A 1,029-nucleotide genomic window follows, 5' to 3' on the forward strand; every position below is an offset into this window, starting at 1 on the left:
CAAAGCACGTAGTGTTCATGGATTTCTAGGAGGGATTTACGCGTCCTTGTGTGCATATCAACTGATCCATAAAAATAAGCCAACAATTCAAATTATGAAGTCATCGGCTTAAGCAGGATTCGGGTTATTTTATTATTTTAAAGAAATAATCTATTAATTTTTTCAAATGAAATTCTATAAATTTATGAAAATTAAACAGATAGCGGTTGATAATAAGTGTTTAATTTATAGGCTGGATCTCTTATTTTTTGTTTTACTTTAGTTTAATTGTTCAAGATTATGTAATATTTTGTTATTTGGTTTTATGCTTAGGTGGTGTATAAATAATATACAGCTCTCCATGAGGGTAAAACACATGACTAAAGCAGAATTAGCTGTCTCCGCATTGGTCGTATTCCTTATTACCTTGATGGTTTATGGAGTAGGACAATCATTAAGTTATTAAAATAACTTTTTTCTAATGGTTCTCGTATGTAAATAAAGCCCTCCGTGGGCTTTATTTTGTTTCAGTCTGAGCCTGAAACACTCTTCTGATTTTCAGAATATTCTAGCGCAGCTTTTTGTGCTTCTGCGGCAGCTTTAGCTTCCAAGGGAATTGTATCTGCTGCAATAGTAGAAGTACCATAAATACCCATCGTAATAAGTATTAGAACTTTCGAAAACTGTTTCATGCAAAATCCTCTAATTCTCTAAAACTTGATTTCAGTGTAGGGGATAAAAATCTTTAGACATGTATTAGCGATGTCTGCTTATGTAAGATATTCGGGCTTAGCGTGAAAACCCTTTCACCTTATGTAACCCGAATCGCGGATAAAAAATTGACTTGAAAAATAAGAGGACTAGAGCCATCAGTTGAGTTACCACACAAAACTTAAAACTCTAGTCCCGATGTTTAATAGTATCGAATTATTTTGCGTAATTGATGATTTCTTTCTTAAATTTGAAGCAACCTACTGGAATTTCCTTAAACAAAGTCGTCGTTTCTCCAGAGTCCGAGCCGCTCACTTGAGTATCTCAGAAATCACTTTT

General features: G+C 33.8%; 1 protein-coding gene and 2 pseudogenes. 2 read left to right on the forward strand and 1 reads right to left on the reverse strand.

Going from position 1 to position 1,029, the window contains the following annotated elements:
* Positions 1–112, forward strand: a pseudogene (locus FTV25_RS15960) (IS982 family transposase); the annotation flags it as partial.
* Between the two features lie 394 nt (positions 113–506).
* Here the strand turns inward: FTV25_RS15960 and FTV25_RS15965 are convergent.
* Positions 507–671 (reverse strand): hypothetical protein, encoded by a 165-nt coding sequence (locus tag FTV25_RS15965; protein WP_180004535.1) that lies wholly within the window; start codon positions 669–671, stop codon positions 507–509.
* 217 nt (positions 672–888) lie between these two features.
* Here FTV25_RS15965 and FTV25_RS15970 point away from each other — a divergent pair.
* Positions 889–1,029: pseudogene (locus FTV25_RS15970) on the forward strand (IS982 family transposase); the annotation flags it as partial.

The sequence above is a fragment of the Acinetobacter sp. YH12249 genome (assembly GCF_013417475.1).
Taxonomy (GTDB): domain Bacteria; phylum Pseudomonadota; class Gammaproteobacteria; order Pseudomonadales; family Moraxellaceae; genus Acinetobacter.